The organism is Streptomyces sp. NPDC085866 (assembly GCF_044541035.1).
In the GTDB taxonomy this organism is placed as follows: Bacteria; Actinomycetota; Actinomycetes; order Streptomycetales; family Streptomycetaceae; genus Streptomyces.
This window is the reverse complement of the sequence record NZ_JBITSQ010000005.1, coordinates 30,012-51,652: the sequence shown is the minus strand read 5'-3', so window position 1 is coordinate 51,652 and position 21,641 is coordinate 30,012. Positions and strand designations below refer to the sequence as shown.

At 70.4% G+C, this 21,641-nt stretch carries 21 protein-coding genes; 13 read left to right on the top strand and 8 right to left on the bottom strand.

All coding sequences use genetic code 11. The features are described 5' to 3' along the window. Positions 1 to 73: 73 nt before the first annotated feature. The gene (gene ychF, locus ACIF83_RS13280) at positions 74 to 1,162 is read right to left on the bottom strand and encodes a redox-regulated ATPase YchF (RefSeq protein ID WP_393468481.1); all 1,089 of its coding nucleotides are present in this window, start codon (positions 1,160 to 1,162) and stop codon (positions 74 to 76) included. A 181-nt stretch (positions 1,163 to 1,343) separates the two neighbouring features. Here ychF and ACIF83_RS13275 point away from each other — a divergent pair, with 181 nt between their 5' ends. After that, positions 1,344 to 1,892 carry a DUF6542 domain-containing protein gene (locus tag ACIF83_RS13275; protein ID WP_393468478.1) on the top strand — a complete coding sequence of 183 codons (549 nt, stop codon included), beginning with the start codon at positions 1,344 to 1,346 and terminating at the stop codon, positions 1,890 to 1,892. An 11-nt stretch (positions 1,893 to 1,903) separates the two neighbouring features. Here the strand turns inward: ACIF83_RS13275 and ppgK are convergent, their stop codons facing one another. Together ppgK and ACIF83_RS13265 are read right to left on the bottom strand one after the other, a co-directional pair. After that, a complete protein-coding gene (gene ppgK / locus ACIF83_RS13270; RefSeq protein WP_393468475.1) occupies positions 1,904 to 2,656 on the bottom strand; it encodes a polyphosphate--glucose phosphotransferase in 753 nt (250 codons plus the stop codon). 75 nt (positions 2,657 to 2,731) lie between these two features. Continuing rightward, positions 2,732 to 3,748: a 4-hydroxy-3-methylbut-2-enyl diphosphate reductase gene (locus tag ACIF83_RS13265; RefSeq protein WP_393468472.1), complete on the bottom strand. Its 1,017-nt coding sequence runs from the start codon at positions 3,746 to 3,748 to the stop codon at positions 2,732 to 2,734. A gap of 259 nt (positions 3,749 to 4,007) precedes the next feature. On the opposite strand from ACIF83_RS13265, the gene xseA reads away from it, so the two are divergent. From xseA to ACIF83_RS13250, 3 genes are all read left to right on the top strand, one after another. After that, positions 4,008 to 5,216, top strand: coding sequence for an exodeoxyribonuclease VII large subunit (gene xseA / locus ACIF83_RS13260; RefSeq protein ID WP_398137710.1), 1,209 nt, complete (start codon positions 4,008 to 4,010; stop codon positions 5,214 to 5,216). Between the two features lie 17 nt (positions 5,217 to 5,233). Continuing rightward, positions 5,234 to 5,458: an exodeoxyribonuclease VII small subunit gene (locus ACIF83_RS13255; RefSeq protein WP_393468467.1), complete on the top strand. Its 225-nt coding sequence runs from the start codon at positions 5,234 to 5,236 to the stop codon at positions 5,456 to 5,458. Between the two features lie 131 nt (positions 5,459 to 5,589). Further along, entirely contained in the window at positions 5,590 to 6,180 is a 591-nt protein-coding gene (locus tag ACIF83_RS13250; RefSeq protein ID WP_399726380.1) for a malonic semialdehyde reductase, read from the top strand. 105 nt (positions 6,181 to 6,285) lie between these two features. On the opposite strand, the gene ACIF83_RS13245 is transcribed toward ACIF83_RS13250, so the two are convergent. Further along, positions 6,286 to 6,813 carry a DUF4245 domain-containing protein gene (locus ACIF83_RS13245; RefSeq protein WP_393468461.1) on the bottom strand — a complete coding sequence of 176 codons (528 nt, stop codon included), beginning with the start codon at positions 6,811 to 6,813 and terminating at the stop codon, positions 6,286 to 6,288. 126 nt (positions 6,814 to 6,939) lie between these two features. On the opposite strand from ACIF83_RS13245, the gene glpX reads away from it, so the two are divergent. Beyond that, positions 6,940 to 7,974, top strand: a complete 1,035-nt coding sequence (gene glpX, locus ACIF83_RS13240) for a class II fructose-bisphosphatase (protein ID WP_386579368.1) — start codon at positions 6,940 to 6,942, stop codon at positions 7,972 to 7,974. A 125-nt stretch (positions 7,975 to 8,099) separates the two neighbouring features. Here the strand turns inward: glpX and ACIF83_RS13235 are convergent, their stop codons facing one another. Both ACIF83_RS13235 and ACIF83_RS13230 read right to left on the bottom strand, forming a co-directional pair. After that, positions 8,100 to 8,474 carry a WhiB family transcriptional regulator gene (locus ACIF83_RS13235; RefSeq protein WP_319147745.1) on the bottom strand — a complete coding sequence of 125 codons (375 nt, stop codon included), beginning with the start codon at positions 8,472 to 8,474 and terminating at the stop codon, positions 8,100 to 8,102. Between the two features lie 174 nt (positions 8,475 to 8,648). Continuing rightward, complete coding sequence (locus ACIF83_RS13230) at positions 8,649 to 9,350, bottom strand: DUF1707 domain-containing protein (RefSeq protein ID WP_393468457.1); 702 nt, start codon at positions 9,348 to 9,350, stop codon at positions 8,649 to 8,651. A 168-nt stretch (positions 9,351 to 9,518) separates the two neighbouring features. Between ACIF83_RS13230 and ACIF83_RS13225 the strand changes: the two genes are divergently transcribed. Then, positions 9,519 to 11,213: a fumarate hydratase gene (locus tag ACIF83_RS13225; RefSeq protein WP_399726374.1), complete on the top strand. Its 1,695-nt coding sequence runs from the start codon at positions 9,519 to 9,521 to the stop codon at positions 11,211 to 11,213. A gap of 107 nt (positions 11,214 to 11,320) precedes the next feature. On the opposite strand, the gene ACIF83_RS13220 is transcribed toward ACIF83_RS13225, so the two are convergent. Continuing rightward, positions 11,321 to 11,686, bottom strand: coding sequence for a hypothetical protein (locus tag ACIF83_RS13220; RefSeq protein WP_393468452.1), 366 nt, complete (start codon positions 11,684 to 11,686; stop codon positions 11,321 to 11,323). Positions 11,687 to 11,903: 217 nt separating this feature from the next. Between ACIF83_RS13220 and ACIF83_RS13215 the strand changes: the two genes are divergently transcribed. The 3 genes from ACIF83_RS13215 (at position 11,904) to ACIF83_RS13205 (ending at position 16,446) form a co-directional block, all read left to right on the top strand. Continuing rightward, positions 11,904 to 13,289, top strand: a complete 1,386-nt coding sequence (locus ACIF83_RS13215) for a class II fumarate hydratase (RefSeq protein ID WP_393468450.1) — start codon at positions 11,904 to 11,906, stop codon at positions 13,287 to 13,289. A 72-nt stretch (positions 13,290 to 13,361) separates the two neighbouring features. Then, positions 13,362 to 14,051: a DUF402 domain-containing protein gene (locus ACIF83_RS13210; RefSeq protein ID WP_393468447.1), complete on the top strand. Its 690-nt coding sequence runs from the start codon at positions 13,362 to 13,364 to the stop codon at positions 14,049 to 14,051. Between the two features lie 304 nt (positions 14,052 to 14,355). Continuing rightward, positions 14,356 to 16,446 carry a SpoIIE family protein phosphatase gene (locus tag ACIF83_RS13205; RefSeq protein ID WP_393468444.1) on the top strand — a complete coding sequence of 697 codons (2,091 nt, stop codon included), beginning with the start codon at positions 14,356 to 14,358 and terminating at the stop codon, positions 16,444 to 16,446. A gap of 52 nt (positions 16,447 to 16,498) precedes the next feature. Here the strand turns inward: ACIF83_RS13205 and ACIF83_RS13200 are convergent, their stop codons facing one another. Continuing rightward, the gene (locus tag ACIF83_RS13200; protein WP_399726369.1) at positions 16,499 to 18,817 is read right to left on the bottom strand and encodes a transglycosylase domain-containing protein; all 2,319 of its coding nucleotides are present in this window, start codon (positions 18,815 to 18,817) and stop codon (positions 16,499 to 16,501) included. A 216-nt stretch (positions 18,818 to 19,033) separates the two neighbouring features. Between ACIF83_RS13200 and ACIF83_RS13195 the strand changes: the two genes are divergently transcribed. The 4 genes from ACIF83_RS13195 (at position 19,034) to ACIF83_RS13180 (ending at position 21,610) form a co-directional block, all read left to right on the top strand. Then, the gene (locus ACIF83_RS13195) at positions 19,034 to 19,969 is read left to right on the top strand and encodes an SPFH domain-containing protein (protein ID WP_398137146.1); all 936 of its coding nucleotides are present in this window, start codon (positions 19,034 to 19,036) and stop codon (positions 19,967 to 19,969) included. After that, complete coding sequence (locus tag ACIF83_RS13190) at positions 19,966 to 20,223, top strand: hypothetical protein (RefSeq protein WP_393468436.1); 258 nt, start codon at positions 19,966 to 19,968, stop codon at positions 20,221 to 20,223. Before ACIF83_RS13195 ends, ACIF83_RS13190 begins: the two co-directional genes overlap by 4 nt. 176 nt (positions 20,224 to 20,399) lie before the next feature. Continuing rightward, positions 20,400 to 20,924 carry a PadR family transcriptional regulator gene (locus ACIF83_RS13185; RefSeq protein ID WP_393468433.1) on the top strand — a complete coding sequence of 175 codons (525 nt, stop codon included), beginning with the start codon at positions 20,400 to 20,402 and terminating at the stop codon, positions 20,922 to 20,924. Further along, the gene (locus ACIF83_RS13180; RefSeq protein ID WP_399726364.1) at positions 20,921 to 21,610 is read left to right on the top strand and encodes an ABC transporter ATP-binding protein; all 690 of its coding nucleotides are present in this window, start codon (positions 20,921 to 20,923) and stop codon (positions 21,608 to 21,610) included. Before ACIF83_RS13185 ends, ACIF83_RS13180 begins: the two co-directional genes overlap by 4 nt. Positions 21,611 to 21,641 lie beyond the last annotated feature (31 nt).

Here is a 21,641-nt window from a genome sequence, read left to right as displayed (position 1 = left end):
CCCGACCCCGAAGGGTGGGACCCCTTCTGACCTGCATGTTTGCCAGATCAGCGACGTGGGGGCATGTCAGCCGCTACACATTGAAGCGGAACTCCACCACGTCCCCGTCCTGCATCACGTACTCCTTGCCCTCCATGCGGGCCTTGCCCTTGGCGCGGGCCTCGGTGACCGAGCCCGTTTCCACCAGGTCGCCGAAGGAGATGACCTCGGCCTTGATGAAGCCCTTCTGGAAGTCGGTGTGGATCACACCGGCCGCCTCGGGGGCCGTGGCGCCCTTCTTGATCGTCCAGGCGCGGGACTCCTTGGGGCCGGCCGTCAGGTAGGTCTGCAGGCCGAGGGTGTTGAAGCCGACGCGGGCGAGGGTGGCCAGGCCCGGCTCGTGCTGGCCGACGGACTCCAGCAGCTCCAGGGCCTCGTCCTCGTCCAGCTCGGCGAGGTCGGCCTCCAGCTTGGCGTTCAGGAAGATCGCCTCGGCCGGGGCGACCAGGGCGCGCTGCTCGTTCTTGAAGTCGTCGTCGACCAGCTCGTCCTCGTCGACGTTGAAGACGTAGAGGAAGGGCTTCGTCGTGAGCAGGTGCAGGTCGTGCAGCAGCTCGTTGCGCTCGGTGCCCTGGACGATGCCGTGCGCGAAGAGCGTGTCGCCCTTCTCCAGGATCTCCTTGGCCTCCTCGACGGCCTTGACCTTGGGCGCGACGTCCTTCTTGATCCGCGACTCCTTCTGCAGGCGCGGCAGGACCTTCTCGATGGTCTGGAGGTCGGCGAGGATCAGCTCGGTGTTGATCGTCTCGATGTCCTCCTTGGGCGAGACCCGGCCGTCGACGTGCACGACGTTCTCGTCCTTGAAGGCGCGGATGACCTGGCAGATCGCGTCGGACTCGCGGATGTGCGCGAGGAACTTGTTGCCCAGGCCCTCGCCCTCGGAGGCGCCACGCACGATGCCGGCGATGTCGACGAAGTCGACCGTGGCCGGAAGGATGCGCTCGGAGCCGAAGATCGAGGCCAGCTTGGCCAGACGGCCGTCGGGGACGCCGACCACGCCGACGTTCGGCTCGATCGTGGCGAACGGGTAGTTGGCCGCCAGCACGTCGTTCTTGGTCAGGGCGTTGAACAGGGTCGACTTGCCGACATTCGGCAGGCCGACGATTCCGATCGTGAGCGACACGTTGCGACTTCCCGTAGATGAGAGGGGCCAGGGGCTGCCAGGGGCCAGAGACACTGGCCGATCCACCAGTCTACGGCGTCGACGACGGCGGGCTCACTGGAGCGTCGAACGCCTGGCCAAGCTCTCCTCACCGGCGTGTCTGAGGGGCGATTCGGCACATTAACCGACCTAGGTTGGTCCAGTGGAGTATCACAGGACGCGACCCCCGAACGACGGACCACGCCGCGGCACGCCCCGCGCGCCACTGCCGCCACAGGCACGGCGGCCGGCCGGTGAGCGCAGGCCCGTGCCGGGTGCGCAGCGGGGCCCACGGCCGTTACGGACCGCCCGGCCGGTGCCCCCCGGCCAGGTGCCGGGACCGCGGCTCACCGGGCTCGGCGGAGGGCTGTTCTGCACGGTCGTGATGATCCTGCTCGGGTTCCTGGACCAGCTGCTGTTCGGTGCGTCGCTGACGCTGTACGGCGTGCTGTTCCTGCCGGTGTGCGCGCTGACCGCCCTGTGGGTGCGCGGCAGTGATCTGCTCACCGCACCCGTCGTCGTGCCGATCGCCTTCGCCGTGGGTCTCTTCCCCGCCGTCGACGGCGGCGGGGGTCTGCTCGGCCGGCTGATGGGGCTGGTCACCGGGCTCGCCACGCAGGCGGGCTGGCTGTACGGGGGGACGCTGATCGCGGGAGTGATCGTGCTCGTACGCCGGGTGCTGTGGGTGCGGGCCCGCAGGCGCCGCGCCTGAGCACCGCTCCGCTATCCCGGGTGGTCGTGCGCCGCGCGCATCGCCGCTCCGACGATCCCCGCGTTGTTCTGCAGCTGGGCGGGCACGATCTCGGCCTTGACGCCGTCGATGAGGTGCAGGAACTTGTCCGCCTTGCGGCTCACCCCGCCGCCGAGGATGAACAGCTCGGGCGAGAAGAGCATCTCGACGTGCGCAAGGTACTTCTGCACGCGGCGGGCCCAGCGCTCCCAGCTGAGCTCGCCGTCCTCCTTGGCCTTGCTGGAGGCCCGTGTCTCGGCGTCGTGGCCGTTCAGCTCCAGGTGGCCCAGTTCGGTGTTGGGCACGAGGGCGCCGTCCATGAAGACGGCGCTGCCGATGCCGGTGCCGAAGGTGAGCAGGATGACCGTGCCCTTGCGGCCCTGGCCGGCGCCGAACTGCATCTCGGCGACGCCCGCCGCGTCCGCGTCGTTGACCACGGTCACCGGCAGGCCGCCCAGCCGGCCGCTGAACAGGGCGCGCGCGTCCGTGTCGATCCAGCTCTTGTCGACGTTGGCCGCCGTACGGACCGTGGCGCCGCCGGTGACCACTCCGGGGAAGGTCAGGCCCACCGGGCCCGTCCAGCCGAAGTGGTCGACGACCTGCTTCACCCCGTCGGCCACGCCCTCGGGCGTCGCCGGGTGCGGGGTGAGCACCTTGCACCGCTCCTGGGCCAGGTCGCCCTTGTCCAGGTCCACGGGAGCGCCCTTGATCCCGGATCCGCCGATGTCCACGCCGAAGATCTGCATGGCTCCACGTTACGACGGACGACTGACAGTCACGCCCCGGATAGTGGGACGGTCACGCCCCAGGTGGTGGGACGGTCACGCGTCCGACGTACCCGATCCGCCGCGCTCGGCGACCAGGGCTGCCGCCTCGTCGCGCAGCTCACGGCGGAGTTCCTTGGGCAGCGAGAAGGTGATCGACTCCTCGGCCGCCTTGACGATCTCGACGTCGCCGTAGCCCCGCTCGGCGAGCCACTGGAGGACCTCCTCGACCAGGACCTCCGGGACGGAGGCGCCGGAGGTGACGCCGACCGTGGTGACGCCTTCCAGCCAGGCCTCGTCGATCTCGCTGGCGAAGTCCACCAGGTAGGCCTCGCGGGAGCCGGCGAGCTTGGCGACCTCGACGAGCCTCTTGGAGTTGGAGGAGTTGCGCGAGCCGACCACGATGACCAGCTCGGCCTCGGCGCCCATCTGCTTCACGGCGAGCTGGCGGTTCTGGGTGGCGTAGCAGATGTCGTCGCTGGGCGGGGAGACGAGCCCCGGGAACTTCGTCTTCAGGGCGTCGACGGTCTCCATGGTCTCGTCCACGGAGAGGGTGGTCTGGGACAGCCAGACGACCTTCGACTCGTCGCGGACCGTGACCTTGGCGACGTCCTCGGGGCCGTCGACCAGCTGGATGTGGTCGGGGGCCTCGCCGGAGGTGCCGATGACCTCCTCGTGGCCCTCGTGGCCGATCAGGAGGATGTCGTAGTCCTCGTTGGCGTAGCGGACGGCTTCCTTGTGGACCTTGGTCACCAGCGGGCAGGTCGCGTCGATGGTGGCGAGTCGGCCCTGCCTGGCTTCCTCGTGCACGACCGGGGCGACGCCGTGCGCCGAGAACATCACGATGTTGCCCGGCGGCACCTCCTCCGTCCGCTCGACGAAGATGGCGCCCTTCTTCTCCAGGGTCTGCACGACGTACTTGTTGTGGACGATCTCGTGCCGGACGTAGATCGGGGCCCCGTACTGTTCGAGGGCCTTCTCGACGGCGATCACGGCACGGTCCACACCGGCGCAGTAGCCCCGGGGGGCGGCGAGCAGGACACGGCGGCCAGGCGAAGCGGTCATGGCACCCATCGTAAGGGTGCGTTCGGCGGGCCGGAGATCGCGTGCCCGTCCCCTTCGGGGGAATACCGGTCCCCATGTCCGACACCCCCGTGCCGCCCTGGCGGCACGACCGCCCGCAGCTACGGAAGGTGTGCGGCCGACGGGGCTGCGACTCCCCAGGGGCGCGGGGAACTGCGCGACCAGCCACGACGGGCCCGCAGTCGGCGACGGTCCGCACCCTGACGGCGCTTCGGAGTCCGGTGTCGGAGGGGACCGTTACGCTCGCCGCATGGCTGTGAACACGTCGCCCGAAGCGCCGCTGCCCGTCGGTGAGGTCTCGCGGCTGATCGGGGGCTGGATCGACCGGCTCGGGGCCGTGTGGGTCGAGGGGCAGATCACGCAGTTGTCGCGGCGGCCGGGTGCCGGGGTCGTGTTCCTGACCCTGCGGGATCCCTCGTACGACATCTCCGTGAGCGTGACCTGCTACCGGCAGGTGTTCGACGCGGTCGCCGACGTCGTCGGCGAGGGCGCCCGCGTGGTCGTCCTGGCGAAACCGGAGTGGTACGCACCGCGCGGACAGCTCTCGCTGCGGGCCGCCGAGATAAGGCCCGTGGGCGTCGGTGAACTGCTGGCCCGCCTTGAGCAGCTGAAGAAGACGCTCGCGGCCGAAGGGCTGTTCGCGCCGGAGCGGAAGAAGCCGCTGCCGTTTCTGCCTCAGCTGATCGGGCTGGTCTGCGGCCGCGCCTCCGCCGCGGAGCGGGACGTGCTGGAGAACGCCCGCCACCGCTGGCCCGCCGTCCGCTTCGAGGTGCGCAACGTCCCCGTGCAGGGCGTGCACGCCGTCCCGCAGGTCGTGCAGGCCGTGAAGGAGCTGGACGCGATCGAGGACGTGGACGTGATCATCGTCGCGCGGGGCGGCGGCAGCGTCGAGGACCTGCTGCCCTTCTCCGACGAGCAGCTCGTACGGGCGGTGGCGGAGTGCCGTACGCCCGTCGTCTCCGCCATCGGGCACGAGCCGGACAACCCGCTGCTCGACCACGTCGCCGACCTGCGCGCCTCCACCCCGACCGACGCGGCCAAGAAGGTCGTACCGGACGTGGGTGAGGAGTTCGAGCGGGTGCGGATGCTGCGGGACCGGGCCCGGCGGTGCGTGGAGGCGTTCGTCGAGCGGGAGCAACGGGGCCTGGCGCACGCCCTGGCGCGGCCCTCGATAGAGGATCCGCACCGGATGATCGACGAGCGCGCCGACCACGTGGCCTCCCTGCTGGACCGCGGCCGGCGCACCCTCGGCCACCTCCTGGACCGCGCCGACTCGGAGCTGACGCACACGCACGCACGCGTGGTGGCCCTCTCCCCCGCCGCGACCCTCAAGCGCGGCTACGCGGTGCTGCAGAAGGCCGACGGCCATGTGGTGCGCGACCCGGAGGAGGTCGCGGAGGGCGAGGAGCTGCGGGCGCGGGTCGCCGAGGGTGAGTTCACGGTACGGGTCGATGTCTGATGTCTAGGGTGGGTGGGATGACCGGCAAGGTGGATGAGGCGCTCTCGTACGAGCAGGCGCGGGACGAGTTGATCGAGGTCGTACGGCGGCTGGAGGCGGGCGGCACGACGCTGGAGGAGTCCCTGGCGCTGTGGGAGCGCGGCGAGGAGCTGGCCAAGGTGTGCCGGCGCTGGCTGGAGGGCGCACGGGCCCGGCTGGACGCGGCGCTCGCCGAGGAAGAGGCCCAGGAAGACAGCGAGTAGGCAAGAGCGGGGTGCTGTGAAGCGGATCACCACACCCCGCTTTTTGTTGAACGTTGAACTTCGCTTGCGTAAGGTCGTGTGCGTCAGCCGGTCGCACCCCCGGACCGGACGCGCACCTGAGGAAGTCACGCATGTCTCTCGTTCTTGACCCCACCGCCCAGGACCTGCTGTTCCGCGAGGCCCGTACCGCGAACAACTTCACCGACGAGCCGGTGTCCGAGGAGCACGTCCAGGCGATCTACGACCTGGTCAAGTACGGCCCCACCGCTTTCAACCAGTCCCCGCTGCGCATCACGCTGGTCCGCTCCCCCGAGGCCCGTGAGCGCCTGGTGAAGCACATGGCCGAGGGCAACCAGGCGAAGACCGCCACCGCCCCGCTGGTCGCGATCCTCTCCGCGGACAACGAGTTCCACGAGGAGCTGCCGACCCTCTTCCCGCACTTCCCGCAGGCCAAGGACGTGTTCTTCAGCGAGCGTCCGGCCCGTGAGGGTGCCGCCGCGCTGAACGCCGCCCTGCAGGCCGCGTACTTCATCATCGGCGTCCGCGCCGCCGGCCTGGCGGCCGGCCCGATGACCGGCCTCGACTTCGAGGGCATCCGCAAGGAGTTCCTGGACGACGACCACACCCCGCTGATGGTCGTCAACATCGGCCGCCCGGGCCCGGACGCCTGGTTCCCGCGCTCGCCGCGCCTGGCCTACGAGGACGTCGTCACGACCGTCTGAGTCGCCCCAGTACGGCAGGAGGCCCCCAGCAGCGTCGCTGGGGGCCTCCTGCGTGTGCGCTCACGGGCGCCTTCACCGCGCCTTCCGCGCGGATGCGCGATGCGCTCACTGCATCTTCAGCGCCGCCGCCATCGTCGTCAGCTGGTCGAAGGAGGCCGTACCGGCGACCACCGTCGTGGAGCCGGGGGTGCCCTCCAGGACCAGGGCGTCGTAGCGGCCGCCGGTGTAGCGGGTCCAGGTGCGGTCGCCGATCTTCTCGGTCCGCTTGGTCGCCGAGGCGCCCTGGCCGGCCTGGTCGATGAAGTCGGCACGCTTCTTCTGCGTGGACTGCTCGACCTGCACGTACTGACCGTCGGGGGTCTGGAAGCCGAGGTGCCAGCGGTCGGAGTCCTCACCCTGGTAGCGCACCGAGGTCGCCTTCCAGGTCTTGGGCAGCCCTTCCGGCGCGGCCACCGGGTAGCTCGCCGCGCGGCGCGCCGTGAGCAGTTCGACCCGGTAGTCGACCCGCTTGAGATCGGGCGCGTGATCGTCGTGCGGGACGAAGAGGTAGATGACCGCCGCCGCGATCCCGATGAGACCCAGGGAGAGAATCATGTCCCGGGCCGTCTTCTGCTTGCCGTTCGAACCTGCCACGCCCCCTATCGTCGCAGGTGCCCGGAGCGCTCATCCGTGGGGTCCCCTGCTCATTTTGTCTACCTACCGATAGAGTCGGAGGCACACCCTCATCCGGCCGTCGTCGTATCAGAAAGGTGCGCTCCGATGACCGAGAATCATCACCTGCCGTCCGAGCTCGATGTCCCTTCCGAAGCCCCCGACCGCAACCTCGCCCTGGAACTCGTCCGGGTGACCGAGGCCGCGGCGATGGCCGCGGGCCGCTGGGTCGGGCGCGGCGACAAGAACGGCGCCGACGGCGCCGCGGTGCGCGCCATGCGAACCCTCGTCTCCACCGTGTCGATGAACGGCGTCGTCGTCATCGGTGAGGGCGAGAAGGACGAGGCGCCGATGCTCTTCAACGGCGAGCGCGTCGGTGACGGCACCGGTCCCGAGGTCGACATCGCCGTCGACCCGATCGACGGCACCACGCTGACCGCCAAGGGCATGCCGAACGCGATCGCCGTCCTCGCGGCCACCGAGCGCGGCGCCATGTTCGACCCCTCCGCCGTCTTCTACATGGACAAGCTGGTCACGGGCCCCGAGGCCGCCGACTTCGTCGACATCGACGCGCCCGTGGCCGTGAACATCCGCCGGATCGCCAAGGCGAAGCGCTCCGCGCCCGAGGACGTCACCGTCGTCATCCTGGACCGGCCGCGGCACGAGGGCATCATCAAGGAGGTCCGGGAGGCCGGCGCGCGCATCAAGCTGATCTCCGACGGCGATGTGGCCGGCTCCATCCTGGCGCTGCGCGAGGGCACGGGCATCGACCTGCTGCTCGGCATCGGCGGCACGCCGGAGGGCATCATCTCGGCCTGTGCCGTGAAGTGCCTGGGCGGCACGATCCAGGGCAAGCTGTGGCCCAAGGACGACGAGGAGCGTGCGCGGGCGATCGACGCCGGCCACGATCTGGACCGGGTGCTGACCACCGAGGACCTGGTGCAGGGGGAGAACGTCTTCTTCGTCGCCACCGGCATCACCGACGGTGAGCTGCTGCGCGGGGTTCGGTACCGGTCCGAGACCGCCACCACCGACTCGATCGTGATGCGGTCGAAGTCCGGGACCGTGCGGCGGATCGACTCCGAGCACCGGCTGAGCAAGCTGCGTGCTTACAGCGCGATCGACTTCGATCGGGCGAAGTAGCGCCTAGCGGGAGGGGGCTGCGCGTTCGCCGGCGGGTGCGAGTCCGTCGTGGTTGACCGCGCAGTTCCCCGCGCTCCCAGGTGAGGAAGCGCCCCCGGTGCGGAGGGGGCGCCCCTTGCCGAGGATCAACCGGCTATGCGGTTCGCCGTCGCGCGTGCCGCCTTCTTCAGTTCCACCTCGCGCCTGCGCCGCCTGGCCAGGACCACTCGGCGTTCCGCCGCCGTCAGGCCGCCCCAGACGCCGTACGGTTCGGGCTGGAGCAGGGCGTGTTCGCGGCACTCGACCATGACCGGACAGCGCGCGCAGACGCGCTTGGCCGCCTCCTCGCGGGACAGTCGGGCGGCCGTCGGCTCCTTGGACGGGGCGAAGAAGAGACCGGCCTCGTCCCGCCGACACACCGCCTCGGTGTGCCAGGGTGCGTCTTGGTCCCGGTCCCGCGCGGGCACCCGCTGGGCCGGAACGGCAGCGACCTGCAAGGACGAATGCGGCGGTTGCAGCACGGTCTACTCCTGACGACGGCTTCGCGAGTGAGCGACGATGCAGCAAGGCCTACCCGCTGTGCGCGCGCCTATGCACAGCGTTTCCAACCGCAGGCGCGCGGCGGCTTGTTCACGCCCCCGGGCACCCTCAGCGGTGGGTCCGCGGCCCTCCGGTCACCGGCGGATTCGCGAGCGTCAACGGTCCAGGTGTTTGCGCAGCTTCCTGTCGACCTTGTCCTGGACCCGGTCGAGGATGTCCGCCACGCGCCGGCCGCGCTTCGGCCGCGCCTCGACGTTGCCGAGTACGGCCCACCCGTCGACATAGACCACGGGCGCGTCGGACTCGACCGAATCCAGCGTGTCCACCTCGAAGTTGCCCAGTACACCGCCGCCCGTGCCGCGCAGCGAGACGTTCTCGGGGACGCGGATCTGGACGTCACCGAAGACCGAGACGGCCTTGATCACGACCTGCTGGTACTCGAAGATCGCCTCGCTCAGGTCGATCTCGACCGAGCCGAAGATCGAGTACGCGTGCAGCCGGCGGCCCGCGCGCCAGCGGCCCCGGCGCACCGCGCTGCTGAAGACGGCCACCACGTTGGCGTCGGCCTCGGCGGGGATCGCGCCGGGTGCGGGGCGCGGCGGCACGGGCGTGTAGGCCGGGGGCGCGGGCTGCTGGTGGGCGGCCGGGAGGTCGCGGATGAAGACCTCCAGCTCGCCGACCGTCTTGGCGTGCAGCACCCCCTCCACACGCTCGGCGTGCTCGTCCGCGGTCAGCCGGCCCTCGGCCAGGGCCTCGCGGAGGATGTCGGCGACACGGTCACGGTCGGCGTCCGAGGCGCGCAGTTCGGACACGCGCGGCGCGCCGTCCTGGGGCTGGGCGTGCTTCTGAAGGTCCACGACAGCAGCGTACCGAAACGCGATAGATCGCGACTAGGGGCCGAGGCGACCCGCGTGTCCCGGAACTGAGCCTTACCTCACAGGTTCCGTGTCGGTGGCAGGTTCTACGCTGGTGAGGCCCGCCAGCGTCGGCGGGCGGCCGTCCGTCAGAGTGAGGAATGGGCTGAGATGCCTGAGTTCGCGTACACCGATCTGCTTCCCCAGGGCGAGGACACCACCCCGTACCGGCTGGTGACCTCGGAGGGCGTGTCCACCGTCGAGGGACCGGACGGGCGGACGTTCCTCAAGGTGGAGCCGGAGGCGCTGCGCAAGCTGGCCGCGGAGGCCATCCACGACATCCAGCACTACCTGCGCCCGGCCCACCTGGCGCAGCTGCGCCGCATCATCGACGACCCGGAGGCGTCGAGCAACGACAAGTTCGTCGCGCTCGACCTGCTGAAGAACGCGAACATCGCGGCGGCGGGCGTGCTGCCGATGTGCCAGGACACCGGCACGGCGATCGTCATGGGCAAGCGCGGCCAGAACGTCCTGACCGAAGGTGCGGACGAGAAGGCCCTGTCGCACGGCATCTACGACGCCTACACCAAGCTGAACCTGCGCTACTCGCAGATGGCTCCGCTCACCATGTGGGAGGAGAAGAACACCGGCTCCAACCTGCCGGCCCAGATCGAGCTGTACGCGACCGACGGCGGCGCCTACAAGTTCCTGTTCATGGCGAAGGGCGGCGGCTCGGCCAACAAGTCCTTCCTCTACCAGGAGACGAAGGCCGTCCTGAACGAGGCCTCCATGATGAAGTTCCTGGAGGAGAAGATCCGTTCGCTCGGCACGGCCGCCTGCCCGCCGTACCACCTGGCGATCGTCGTCGGCGGTACGAGCGCCGAGTACGCGCTGAAGACCGCGAAGTACGCCTCCGCGCACTACCTGGACGAGATCCCGGCCGAGGGCTCGGAGCTGGGCCACGGCTTCCGGGACAAGCAGCTGGAGCAGAAGGTCTTCGAGCTGACGCAGAAGATCGGCATCGGCGCGCAGTTCGGCGGCAAGTACTTCTGCCACGACGTCCGGGTGGTCCGCCTGCCCCGCCACGGCGCCTCCTGCCCGGTCGCGATCGCCGTCTCCTGCTCCGCCGACCGCCAGGCCGTCGCCAAGATCACCGCCGAGGGCGTGTTCCTGGAGCAGCTGGAGACGGACCCGGCGCGCTTCCTGCCGGAGACCACGGACGCGCACCTCACTGAATCTGACAGCGGCTCCGCCGCGGAGTCCTCCGACGTGGTCGAGATCGACCTCAACCAGCCGATGGACACGATCCTCGCCGAGCTGACCAAGTACCCGGTCAAGACCCGGCTGTCCCTGACCGGCCCGCTGGTCGTGGCCCGCGACATCGCGCACGCCAAGATCAAGGAGCGTCTGGACGCGGGCGAGGAGATGCCGCAGTACCTGAAGGACCACCCGGTCTATTACGCGGGCCCGGCCAAGACCCCCGAGGGTTACGCGTCCGGTTCCTTCGGCCCGACCACGGCCGGCCGCATGGACTCCTACGTCGAGCAGTTCCAGGCGGCGGGGGGCTCCAAGGTGATGCTCGCCAAGGGCAACCGCAGCAAGCAGGTCACCGACGCCTGTGGCACGCACGGCGGCTTCTACCTCGGCTCGATCGGCGGCCCGGCCGCCCGGCTCGCCCAGGACTGCATCAAGAAGGTCGAGGTCCTCGAGTACGAGGAGCTGGGCATGGAGGCCGTCTGGAAGATCGAGGTCGAGGACTTCCCCGCGTTCATCGTCGTGGACGACAAGGGCAACGACTTCTTCCAGGACCCGGCGCCCCAGCCGACGTTCACCTCGATTCCGGTGCGGGGGCCGGGGCTGGCCTGATCGGCGGACGGGGTCCGTCCGCCGGATCCGGCCGGGCGGCCGGCGCATCCCGTCGGGGACGCGGCCGCCCGGCGCCGGACCTCTCCGGACCGACCTCGGCCCATCCGTCAGTGGGGTACGCAGCCGAACCAGTTCACGGTGTCGCCTCTGGTGGTGTAGCCCATGCACCTGATGGTTCTGTCGTGCAGCGTCTCGGTCCGGTCGACCGGTCCGTTCAGATACTCCGTCTTGTGGTGGGGCTCCACGAGGGTGTCGATCTCGACGGTGTACCAGCGACGCCCGTTGGACGGCATGCTGCAGCCGTGGCCGGTCACGTTGCGGCTGGGGTCGCCGCGGAAGACGGGCCGTTCGGCGCGGTCGCAGTAGGCCCTGCCGGCGGCACCGGCGGTGCCGGCGCCCGCGCCCAGCAGAGCCGCCGCGCCTATGGACACCGCCGCGGTGGCGCCGAGCAGGCGCTTCGGAGTGAAGTGCATCGATTGGTCCTCCTGCCAGCCGTGGTGACGGCGGGGAATCGCCCTGTCACCTTGGGGTGATAGTCACATTTATCCGTGATGTCCGGCCTGGTGGCCGGTGGAGCAGTCCCCCGACCCGGTGACGTCGGTGGTGCCAATGCAGCAGACCGCGGTCACCCCTCGCCCCGTGCGGCCCACAGTCCGGAACAACCGCCGCGCCCCGATCGCTGACACCGGCATGAGCGAATACCGCATCGAGCACGACTCCATGGGCGAGGTCCGGGTCCCCGCCCACGCCAAGTGGCGGGCACAGACCCAGCGCGCCGTCGAGAACTTCCCCGTCTCCGGGCAGCGGATCGAGCGGGCGCACATCGAGGCGCTGGCCCGGATCAAGGCGGCCGCGGCGAAGGTGAACGCCGAGCTGGGCGTGCTGGACAAGGACGTCGCCGAGGCGATCCAGGAGGCGGCCGCCGAGGTCGCCGACGGGAAGTGGGACGAGCACTTCCCCGTCGACGTGTTCCAGACCGGGTCGGGAACCTCGTCCAACATGAACACCAACGAGGTGCTCGCCACCCTCGCCACTGAGCGGCTCGGCCGGGACGTGCACCCGAACGACCACGTCAACGCCTCGCAGTCGTCCAACGACGTGTTCCCGTCGTCCATCCACATCGCCGCCACCGGCGCCGTCACCCACGACCTGATCCCGGCGCTGGAGCACCTCACCGACTCCCTGACCCGCAAGTCCGAGGAGTTCGCGGACGTCGTGAAGTCCGGGCGGACGCATCTGATGGACGCGACTCCGGTGACGCTGGGGCAGGAGTTCGGCGGGTACGCGGCCCAGGTGCGGTACGGCGTCGAGCGGCTGCGCGCCTCGCTGCCCCGGCTGGCCGAACTGCCGCTGGGCGGCACGGCCGTCGGGACCGGGATCAACACGCCGCCCGGGTTCTCCGCCGAGGTGATCAGGGAGGTCGCGCGGGCCACCGGGCTGCCGCTCACCGAGGCCCGGGACCACTTCGAGGCACAGGGCGCCCGGGACGGGATCGTGGAGACCAGCGGGCAGCTGCGCACCATCGCGGTCGGACTGACGAAGATCGCCAACGATCTGCGGTGGATGGCGTCCGGGCCGCGTACCGGGCTGGCCGAGATCCGGCTGCCCGACCTGCAGCCGGGCTCCTCGATCATGCCGGGCAAGGTCAACCCGGTGATCCCGGAGGCCGTGCTCATGGTCGCGGCCCAGGTGATCGGCAACGACGCGACCATCGCCACCGCCGGCGCCTCCGGGAACTTCGAGCTGAACGTCATGCTCCCGGTCATCGCGAAGAACGTCCTCGAATCCGTGCGGCTGCTCGCCAACGTCGCGCGGCTGCTGGCCGACCGCACCGTCGACGGCATCGTCGCCGACCGCGAACGGGCCCGCGAGTACGCCGAGTCGTCGCCCTCCGTGGTGACCCCGCTGAACAAGTACATCGGCTACGAGGAGGCCGCGAAGGTCGCCAAGAAGTCCCTGGCCGAGCGGAAGACCATCCGTGAGGTCGTGCTGGAGAGCGGGTACGTGGAGCGCGGCGACCTCACCCTGGAGCAGCTGGACGAGGCGCTGGATGTCCTGCGGATGACGCACCCGTAACAAGTGGTGCCGCCCCGTCGAACCGTGACGCCCGCCGCAGCGTCGTATGCCTACGGCACCTAATATCTGTGCATGACGGACGACGGAGCGGTGAGACGAGTGGCGGCGGGACCTGCGACGCACTGGACCCCCGGGGCCCAGATCCTGTGGCGGTACCGGGAGAACGCCGGTGAGCACCTCCACATCGCGCGGCCCGTCACCGTCGTCCGGGACGACGAGGAGCTGCTCGCGGTGTGGCTGGCGCCCGGCACCGAGTGCGTCAAGCCGGTGCTGGCCGACGGCACGCCCGTCCATCTGGAGCCACTGGAGACCCGCTACACCAAGCCGCGCTCGGTGCAGCGGGACCGGTGGTTCGGCACGGGCGTGCTGAAGCTGGCCCGGCCCGGCGACCCCTGGTCGGTGTGGCTGTTCTGGGAACCGGGCTGGCGCTTCAAGAACTGGTACGTCAACCTGGAGCAGCCGCTGGCCCGTTGGGCGGGCGGTGTGGACTCCGTGGACTACTTCCTGGACATCTCGGTGCACCCGGACCGCAGTTGGCACTGGCGCGACGAGGACGAGTTCGCGCAGGCCCAGCGGGACGGGCTGATGGACGAGGCGACCGCCGGGCTGGTACAGACGGCCGGCCGGGCCGCGGTGGAGGCGATCGGCGCCTGGGGCCCGCCGTTCTCGGACGGCTGGCAGCACTGGCGCCCGGACCCCTCCTGGGCGGTACCGTCACTCCCCGAGGACTGGGACCGTACGCCCGCGCACGTGTCCTCATGAGACCCTTGATGCGCCCCCGGTCCACAACCGTAGGATCGTCCTCCGCAAGGGGGCGCGACAGTAACTACCGGAGCGTGCGCCGGGCTTGACCAGACGTCACCGAGGGGCGGCAGGACGTGAGCAAGGGGTACGAGGGCAACACCACCGGGGCCTGCCCTGGGCCGGGCGGGTTCTTCGGCGGCACAGGAACAACCTCTGACCACGCGGGAATTCCGTTCCTGGGGCACGTATTCCGGGTATCGGGATTTCGGCGGGACCGTCTGCGCGCTCGGCGCGCAGTCCCGGACGGATGGATTCGACACGCGTGACGGAGCACCCCACCTCCTCCTACGAGCGCCCCCAGCCGGGCGCCGACCCCGCGGAGGCCCGCGGGGCGCTCTTGCGTACCCCGAAGCCGCACGGCACCTCGGCCTTACCGGCACAGGCCCGGGCGGACGGACCGCCCTCCGGCCCGGGGACGACCGCGCCCTGCGGCAAGGGGAACAAGGGGAAGGAGCCCCCAGTCAACGGCCCGGAGCACTCCCAGCCCGCCACCGCGGAACCGGACACCCACCGCCCGCGCCCCGCTCCGGAAGCCATTCCGCCGCAGCCGGGCGCCGAGGAGGAGCGGGTGCCGGGCGGCCAGGAGCGCCGTACCGGGCGGGGACTGCCGCCGGGGCGGCCGATGCCGATGCGGCGCGACGGGGACCGGCTCAGGTTCGTGGGCGCGGCGACCCGGCGGATCGCCCGTGGCATCGATCTGGACGAGATCGTGATGGGGCTGTGCCGCGCCACCGTGCCGACGTTCTCGGACGCGATCCTGGTCTATCTGCGCGACCCGCTGCCGGTCGGTGACGAGCGGCCCACCGGCCCGGTGGTGCTGCGGCTGCGCCGTACCGACCGGATACCGGACGAACGGGACACCGAGGGCCTGCTGCTCCCGCCGTTCCCGGAGCCGGAGCCCGAACCGTCGGCACTCTCCGAACTGTCGTCGCTGACGACCGAGCTGTGCGAGGTGCGCCCGGGCGGCGCCCTGAACGAGGTGCTGCGCGGGGTGCGGCCGGTGTTCGCCGACGCACCCGCCGCCCGGGCCGCGCTGCCCGAGCTGCTCGGCGAGGGCGGCGAGGCGGTCGTACCGAGCGGGCAGCACGCGATCCTCGCGCCGCTGCGCGGCCGGCGCCGGGTGATCGGCGCAGCGCTGTTCCTGCGCCGTCCGGAGCGGCTGGCGTTCGAGGCGGACGACCTGCTGGTGGCCGCCCAGCTCGCCACGCACAGCGCGCTCGGCATCGACAAGGCGGTGCTGTACGGCCGGGAGGCCTACATCGCCGACGAGCTGCAGCGCACCATGCTGCCCGAGACCCTGCCCCGCCCGACCGGGGTGCGGCTCGCCTCGCGCTATCTGCCGGCCGCGGAGACCGCCCGGGTGGGCGGCGACTGGTACGACGCGATCCCGCTGCCCGGCAGCCGGGTCGCGCTGGTGGTCGGTGACGTCATGGGGCACTCCATGACCTCGGCGGCGATCATGGGTCAGCTGCGCACCACGGCCCAGACCCTGGCCGGGCTCGACCTGCCCCCGCAGGAGGTGCTGCACCACCTGGACGAGCAGGCGCAGCGGCTGGGCACGGACCGCATGGCGACCTGCCTGTACGCCGTCTACGACCCGGTCACGCACCGCATCACCATCGCCAACGCCGGTCATCCGCCACCCGTTCTGCTGCATCTGGGCGGCCGCGCGGAGGTGCTCAGGGTGCCGCCGGGCGCGCCGATCGGTGTCGGCGGGGTGGACTTCGAGGCGGTCGAGCTGGACGCGCCGGCCGGGGCGACGCTGCTGCTGTACACCGACGGCCTGGTGGAGTCCCGGCTGCGGGACGTGTGGACCGGCATAGAGCAACTGCGCGAACGGCTGGCCGCGACGGCCCAGTTGACCGGTCCGGACCATCCGCCGCCGCTCGAGGCCCTGTGCGACGAGGTGCTGGACATGCTGGGCCCGGGCGACCGGGACGACGACATCGCGCTGCTCGCGGCCCGCTTCGACGGGATCGCGCCGAGCGACGTGGCGTACTGGACCCTGGATCCGGAGGAGACGGCCCCCGGCCAGGCCCGTCGGCTGGCCCGCCGCGCGCTGGCCCGCTGGGACCTGGAGGAGCTGACGGACTCGGTGGAGCTGCTGGTCAGCGAGGTGGTCACGAACGCCGTGCGCTACGCCTCCCGGCCGGTCACGCTCCGTCTGCTGCGCACCGACGTGCTGCGCTGCGAGGTCGGCGACGACGTGCCGCAGCTGCCGCGGCTGCGCCAGGCCCGGGCCACGGACGAGGGCGGCCGCGGGCTGTACCTGGTCAACCGGCTGGCCCGGCGGTGGGGTGCGACCCGGCTGAGCACCGGCAAGGTGGTCTGGTTCGAGCTGAACCGGGCCTGAGGACGGCGAAGGGCGCCCGGGGAGTCCCCGGGCGCCCTTGGCGTGCGCGGACCTACTGGCCGGTCCCGCCGTTGCCTTCGTCGAGCGGATTGTCCGTGGCGTCTCCCGTCGGCGTCCCGGTGGTCGGAGCCCCGGTGGTCGGGGTCCCCGTGGTCGGGGCGCCGGTGGTCGGCGTCTGGGTGGGTGTCTGCGTCGGCGTCGTGGACGGGGTCGTGGACGTCGGCGGAGCGCTGCTCGGGGTGTTCGAGGGGGTCTGGGACGGGGTCTGGCTGAAGGTCGGCGTGTCCGTCGGCTGGACGGCCGCGCCCTGAGTGGTGTTCAGGTCGAACTTGGCCTCGCCCGTGACGCCGAACGTGTAAGCCGCCCAGATCTGCGCGGGATAGGTGCCGCCGTTGACGCGGCCGGGGGACGGCAGCAGGCCGGTGGCGCCCATCATGGACACGTGGGCCTTGCTCTTGTTGTCCTCACCGAACAGGCCGACGGAGGTGACCAGGTCGGGCGTGTAGCCGGTGAACCAGGCGGACTTGTTCTCGTCGGAGGTACCGGTCTTGCCCGCCACCTGCTGGCCGTTGCGCAGCGGGTTGTTCGCCACGTTCTTCTTGGCCGTACCGTCGTCGACCACGCCGGTCAGCACGGAGGTCACCGTGTCGGCGGCCGTGCGGCTGATGACCTGGCTGCCGATCGGGTCGGGGATGGCGACCGAACGGCCCTTCTGCTCCGCCGACTTGAGGATGCCCGGCGTCACCTTGTAGCCGTGGTTGTCGAACGTGGCGTAGATCCCCGCCATCTCCAGCGGGCTGGCCCCCATCGAGCCCAGCGTCTGCGCGGGCACCGCCTGCATGCCGTCGGTGTCCATGCCGAGCCGCTTGGCCGTGTCCATCACCTTGCTCATGCCCACGTCGACACCCATCTGGGCGAAGACCGAGTTGACGGACTGGTTCATCGACTGCTGGACGGTGATGGGTCCGTAGTTGACGTGGTCCTCGTTCGGCGGGCCGAAGCCGACCTTGCTGCCGTGGTCGACGACCTGGCGGCCGCTGGTGCCGTCGTAGACGGTGTTCGCGGTGATCGGCTTGCCGGTCTGCGTGGTGGCGTTGTTCTCCAGCGCGGCGGCGAGGATGACCGGCTTGAACGTCGAGGCGGGCTGGTAGTCGCGGCGCGTCGCGTTGCTGTAGTAGTGCTTGAAGTAGTCCTGACCGCCGTACATGGCAACGATCTTGCCGGTCTTGGGGTTCACCGAGACGGCGCCGGCCTGGATGTTGCCGTCGACCTTGCGCTTCTTCTTGTCCAGCTTGCTGGTCAGCTGCGACTTGACCGCCTTCTCCAGCGCGGCCTGCTTCTTCTTGTCGATGTTCAGGGTGATGGTCCAGCCGCGGTCCACGACCGCGTTCTCCGCCTCGGCCTGCGTCATCCCCTGTTGCTTCATGAGCTGCTGTTCGAGCTGCTGATTGGCGAGCTTGACCAGGTAGCCCTTCTGGCCCTCTTCGCCCGGCGTGCCCTTGGGCTCCTTGGGGAGCGCGTCCTTCTTGAAGTTCATGGACTGCCGCTCGGCGGGGTCGAGCCAGTGCTGCTTGACCATGTTGTCCAGGACGTAGTTCCAGCGTGACTGGACCAGCCTCTTGCCCACGGGACCGGCGACCGCCCAGTCGTACTGGCTCGGCGCCTGGAGCAGCGCGGCGAGGTAGGCGCCCTGCTGGACGGTCAGCTTGGACACGTCCTTGCGGTAGTAGGCCTGCGAGGCGGCCTGGATGCCATAGGCGTTGCGGCCGTAGTAGCTGGTGTTGATGTAGCCCGCGAGGATCTCGTCCTTGCCCAGACGGCGGTCCACCTTCAGGGAGATGACCATCTCCTTGAGCTTGCGGCTGACCGTCTGGTCCTGGTTCAGGTAGTAGTTCTTGACGTACTGCTGGGTGATCGTCGAGCCGCCCTGGGTTCCCCGGCCGGTCACCGTGTTGAACAGGCCTCGGGCCAGGCCCCTCACGTCGATTCCGGAGTCGTGGTAGAAGGACTTGTTCTCCGCTGCGACGAAGGTGTGCTGGACCTCCTTGGGCACCTTGGCCAGGTCCACGCTCTCGCGGTTCACCTCGCCCACCCGGGCCAGGACCGAGCCGTCGCTGTACTTGTAGACGTTGCTCTCCTGCCTGGCGGCGGCGTTGCCCTTCGGGACGTCCACGACCAGGTACAGCACGATGAAACCGCCGATGCCCAGCAGGCACAGGCCCAGGAAGGTGCCGAGCATCTTCTTCCAGGTGAAGAGCCGGCGTATTCGGCCCTTGGCGGGCTTGGCACCGGCCGCGGGGACGGAGCGGCGGCGTTTGGGCGCCGCGCGGTGGCCGCGCTGCCGCGCTCGTCTCTCTTCCGCTCGTCCCATGGCTCTGTACGCTCCGCTTCCTCTCGGGGTCAGCTCCGAAAGCTAACACCCGTCTATATGACAAAGGGCGTCCGATCCGCTCTTTTGCGGACGTGACAATCAGCACCCGCCCCAAAGGAACCGACGGATATCACTGGCCCAAGGTTGCCTGCGGGCATAAAGTGATATCACTTAGCTAGACCGAAGCTAGGCATCACCAGAACGGGGGATCCACCCATGTCCGCACATGACGCATCCGCGACCGCCGACGTACCCGAGATGCCCGCGCCACGCGTGCGGGAGTTCCAGGCCCACAGCATCGGGGGCGGGCTCGCCCTGCTCCTCGGCCTGATCGGGCTCGGCACCGCCGCCGCCCTGTTCGCCGCCGCCTCGGCGGTCACCGCGTCCGGCGCCAAGGGCGGGCTCATCGCCGGCGGCGTCCTCGTCTTCCTCGCCGCGATCATCGCGATGCGCGGCCTGAACACGGTCGCGCCCGGCGAGGCCCGGGTCGTACAGCTCTTCGGCCGGTACCGGGGCACGATCCGGCAGGACGGCCTGCGCTGGGTGAACCCCTTCACCTCGCGGACCCGGATCTCCACGCGGGTGCGCAACCACGAGACCGCCGTCCTGAAGGTCAACGACGCGTACGGCAACCCGATCGAGCTGGCCGCGGTCGTGGTCTGGAAGGTCCAGGACACCGCCCAGGCGGTGTTCGAGGTCGACGACTACGCCGAGTTCGTCGCCACCCAGACCGAGACGGCCGTCCGGCACATCGCCATCGAGTACCCGTACGACGCCCACGAGGAGGACGGCCTCTCGCTGCGCGGCAACGCCGAGGAGATCACCGAGCGGCTGGCCGTCGAGCTCCAGGCCCGGGTGGAGGCGGCCGGAGTACGGATCATCGAGTCGCGCTTCACGCATCTCGCGTACTCTCCGGAGATCGCCTCGGCGATGCTCCAGCGGCAGCAGGCCGGTGCGGTGGTCGCGGCCCGGCGCCAGATCGTGGACGGCGCGGTCGGCATGGTGGAGGCGGCGCTCGCCCGGATCGCGGAGCGGGACATCGTGGAGCTGGACGAGGAACGGAAGGCGGCGATGGTGTCCAACCTGATGGTGGTGCTGTGCGGGGACCGCGCCCCCCAGCCGGTCCTGAACACCGGGACCCTCTACCAGTGACGGTCCCCTCCGGGGGTTCAGCCCCTCAGCGTCGGCCTCAGCAGCGCAAGCAGGTGCTGCTGAGGCTGGACCCGTCGGTGTACGAGGCACTGGCGCGGTGGGCCGGGGACGAGTTGCGGTCGGCCAACGCGCAGATCGAGTTCCTGCTGCGCAAGGCGTTGGCCGACGCCGGGCGACTTCCGAAGGAGGCGGGACCGCTGCCGCGGCGCGGGCGGCCGCCCGGGGGCTCCGCCCCCGAACCCCCGTCGACCTGAACGGCCTCGCCCTCGGACTCCCCCAGAGGGGGCGCCCCCGGACGGGCCGGCTGTCGTTACGGAACCATGACAATCGGCCCCCACCTGCACCTCCGCACCCCCCCGCGTACCCCCCCGCCATGATCTACACACTCCGCGTATACATGGTGCGTATACACCGTGTGTAGAGTGTTGCCATGTCCATCGGTCACACCCTTCTAGGACTCCTGGAGTCCGGCCCCCGGCACGGCTACGACCTGAAGCGGGCCTTCGACGAGAAGTTCGGTCACGACCGGCCGCTGCACTACGGCCAGGTCTACTCGACGATGTCCCGGCTGCTGAAGAACGGCCTCGTGGAGGTCGACGGCATCGAGGCGGGCGGCGGGCCCGAGCGCAAGCGGTACGCCATCACCGACGCCGGCGTCACGGACGTCGAGCGGTGGCTCGCGACCCCGGAGAAGCCGGAGGAGTACCTCCAGTCGACCCTCTACACCAAGGTCGTGCTGGCGCTGCTGACCCACCGGAACGCGGCCGACGTCCTCGACACCCAGCGCTCGGAGCACCTGCGCAGCATGCGGATCCTGACCGACCGCAAGCGCAGGGGCGATCTCGCGGACCAGCTGATCTGCGACCACGCGCTGTTCCATCTCGAGGCGGACCTGCGCTGGCTGGAGCTGACCGCCGCGCGCCTCGACAAGCTCCGTGCGGAGGTGGCCGAGTGACTCCTCCTCCCGGTTCCCTGCTCATAGCCCAGGACCTGCGCAAGGCGTACGGGCAGACCGTCGCGCTCGACGGCGCCGAGTTCTCCATCCACCCCGGCGAGGTCGTCGCCATCATGGGCCCCTCCGGCTCGGGCAAGTCGACGCTGCTGCACTGCCTCGCGGGGATCGTGCCGCCGGACTCGGGCTCGATCACCTACAACGGGCAGGAACTCGCGACGATGAGCGACGCCCAGCGCAGCGCGCTCCGGCGGTCCGAGTTCGGCTTCGTCTTCCAGTTCGGGCAGCTCGTCCCGGAGCTGACCTGCGTGGAGAACGTGGCGCTTCCGCTGCGACTGAACGGAACCTCCCGCAAGGCGGCCGAGAGGGCGGCACTGGGCTGGATGGAGCGCCTCGAGGTCGACAACCTCAAGGGCAAGCGGCCCGGCGAGGTCTCCGGCGGTCAGGGACAGCGCGTCGCGGTGGCGCGGGCGCTGGTCACCGGGCCCCGGGTGCTGTTCGCCGACGAGCCGACCGGCGCACTGGACTCCCTCAACGGCGAGCGCGTGATGGAGCTGCTGACCGACGCGGCCCGTTCGACCAACGCGGCCGTGGTGCTGGTCACGCACGAGGCGCGGGTGGCCGCCTACTCCGACCGCGAGATCGTCGTACGCGACGGGAAGTCCCGGGACATGGAGCGGGCTGTATGAACGCCCACCCGTCTCCCACCACCACCCCATC

What these genes read in the sequence shown, in the direction of transcription:
- ppgK (WP_393468475.1), bottom strand. Translation starts at nt 2,656, where the DNA reads ATGCAGATCTTCGGCGTGGACATCGGCGGATCCGGGATCAAGGGCGCT.
- ACIF83_RS13265 (WP_393468472.1), bottom strand. Translation starts at nt 3,748, where the DNA reads ATGGGTGCCATGACCGCTTCGCCTGGCCGCCGTGTCCTGCTCGCCGCC.
- xseA (WP_398137710.1), top strand. Translation starts at nt 4,008, where the DNA reads ATGGCTGTGAACACGTCGCCCGAAGCGCCGCTGCCCGTCGGTGAGGTC.
- ACIF83_RS13255 (WP_393468467.1), top strand. Translation starts at nt 5,234, where the DNA reads ATGACCGGCAAGGTGGATGAGGCGCTCTCGTACGAGCAGGCGCGGGAC.
- ACIF83_RS13250 (WP_399726380.1), top strand. Translation starts at nt 5,590, where the DNA reads ATGTCTCTCGTTCTTGACCCCACCGCCCAGGACCTGCTGTTCCGCGAG.
- glpX (WP_386579368.1), top strand. Translation starts at nt 6,940, where the DNA reads ATGACCGAGAATCATCACCTGCCGTCCGAGCTCGATGTCCCTTCCGAA.
- ACIF83_RS13225 (WP_399726374.1), top strand. Translation starts at nt 9,519, where the DNA reads ATGCCTGAGTTCGCGTACACCGATCTGCTTCCCCAGGGCGAGGACACC.
- ACIF83_RS13220 (WP_393468452.1), bottom strand. Translation starts at nt 11,686, where the DNA reads ATGCACTTCACTCCGAAGCGCCTGCTCGGCGCCACCGCGGCGGTGTCC.
- ACIF83_RS13215 (WP_393468450.1), top strand. Translation starts at nt 11,904, where the DNA reads ATGAGCGAATACCGCATCGAGCACGACTCCATGGGCGAGGTCCGGGTC.
- ACIF83_RS13210 (WP_393468447.1), top strand. Translation starts at nt 13,362, where the DNA reads ATGACGGACGACGGAGCGGTGAGACGAGTGGCGGCGGGACCTGCGACG.
- ACIF83_RS13200 (WP_399726369.1), bottom strand. Translation starts at nt 18,817, where the DNA reads ATGGGACGAGCGGAAGAGAGACGAGCGCGGCAGCGCGGCCACCGCGCG.
- ACIF83_RS13195 (WP_398137146.1), top strand. Translation starts at nt 19,034, where the DNA reads ATGTCCGCACATGACGCATCCGCGACCGCCGACGTACCCGAGATGCCC.
- ACIF83_RS13185 (WP_393468433.1), top strand. Translation starts at nt 20,400, where the DNA reads ATGTCCATCGGTCACACCCTTCTAGGACTCCTGGAGTCCGGCCCCCGG.